The 1,724-nt window shown below is 63.0% G+C and carries 1 protein-coding gene; it reads left to right on the top strand.

The genetic code is table 11. The features are described from left to right. Nucleotides 1–69: 69 nt before the first annotated feature. A partial coding sequence (locus tag NGR01S_RS28050; protein ID WP_157107470.1) for a hypothetical protein occupies nt 70–1,724 on the top strand: 1,655 nt, incomplete at its 3' end.

Raw genomic sequence — 1,724 nt, 5'->3', positions numbered from 1 at the left:
GCCAAGATCAGATTTGCCGCTCGGGATCGCATAGTCAAACTCCGGGCTCACGCAGACACCAGTCACTGGATGGTCACGCTGGCAGCGCTGCGCATGGCGGCTTTTGGTGCTGCGGCATCCATCGGCATCATCACGGCGGCCTTCTTCCTGCTCGGTCAGGTCGGGGCATTGGTTGGCGCCGCGCTGGTCGGGGTGCTCGCGGGCGGTCTGATCGCTGGGGCACTTGCCGGCCGGATGGCTATCGACAAACTCACCGAGACCCACGACAAGGCAACGAGGGCAGCACAGAAGCAGGCGAACACCGCCGAACGCTCCCTCTCGGATGCCTACACCAACGTCTCCCGGGTCGCGGCTCAGGGCGCCCAGCGCATCGCGTCGGCAGACAGGCAGGTCGCATCAGCCACTCGTGCCGCCAAGGACGCCCGCGAAGACCTCACCCAGGCATACGAAGACCAGCGCCGCGCGGTCCAAAACCTGGCAATGGATCTCCAGGGCATGGCGGTCGACGAGGAATCGGCGGTCATCGCAGTTGAACGGGCCTTCGAAGCCAAGCGCAAGCTCGGTCAAGATGGTGAACCCGTCTCGATCCTCGATGTGCGCGAGGCCGACAACAACATCAACAGCGCACTCCAGCGACTCGATCAGGTCCGGCTCCGGAATCAGCAGCTGCGCGAAGACGGCAAGCAGGCCGCCCAGGAAGGCATCGAAGGCTCCGAGCGGGTCGTGGACGCCAAGCAGGCAGTAGCCGACGCCGACACCGCGATAGCCGACGCACAGCGCGAAGCGGATCAAGCACGAGCCGACGCCGCGCAGGCCAACGCAGACGCTCTCCAGCAGGTTGCCGTGGCCCAGCAGCAGCTCGCCGACGCGCAAACCGAACTGAACGAAGCCCAGGCCAAGCAGAACGGTCTCCTGGCTCAGGCCGGCCGCTACTTCATGGACATCACGAATCCGATGAAGGAGATGGTCGACACCCTGATGCCTGCGTGGCGCCAGAAGATCGACGAAATGAAAGAGCCCCTTACTGGACTGTTTTCGAGTGCAGCGGGACTGATGCGGCCGATGGCCGATGGCGTCTTCGGATTCGTCAATGAAGCGCTGCCGAGCTTGACCACAGCGCTGAATAATTCCAAGCCGACCATCGAGGGCTTCCGTGATGGAATGTCACGCTTCGGTGGCGGTTTCGGCAATATGTTCCAGACAATGTCCGGTAGCGCCGGCGCCCTCGGGGATACCTGGCGTGTCACCGGTGACGGATTCGCTGACTTCTTCGAGATGTTCGGCACGGGGGTAGCTGAAACCGCAGCAGGCTCCAATAAGAGCCTCGAAAAGATGTTCGACGGAATCAATGCCATGTTCGGTGGAATGTTCGCCGGTCTGGCACCTGCTCTGGAACACATGGGCGGCGGAACTTCCGTCTGGTTCAGCCTGTTCAAGAGTATCGGCGATTTCTTCCGCGAAGCGGGCCCCGGAATCGGTAAATTCACCGAAGCTCTCTCCGGCGCACTTGGTCCCGCGATGGAGAGCCTGGCCGGCCCGATGGGCAATCTCTTCGGTCAGTTGCTCAGCGATTCCGTCCCGCTCATGGAGAAACTAGGCTGGGTAATCGTTCGCGTTGCGGATGGGCTCGGCACACTTCTCGGCTGGCTGGACCCGATCTCCCCCGTTCTCGCAGCGGCGGCGGTCGGCTGGTGGGCCCTGAACCTGGCCATGAGTGCCAACCC

It is taken from the genome of Nocardia grenadensis NBRC 108939, assembly GCF_001613445.1.
Lineage (GTDB): Bacteria > Actinomycetota > Actinomycetes > Mycobacteriales > Mycobacteriaceae > Nocardia > Nocardia grenadensis.
This window is presented reverse-complemented; position numbering and strand designations above follow the sequence as displayed.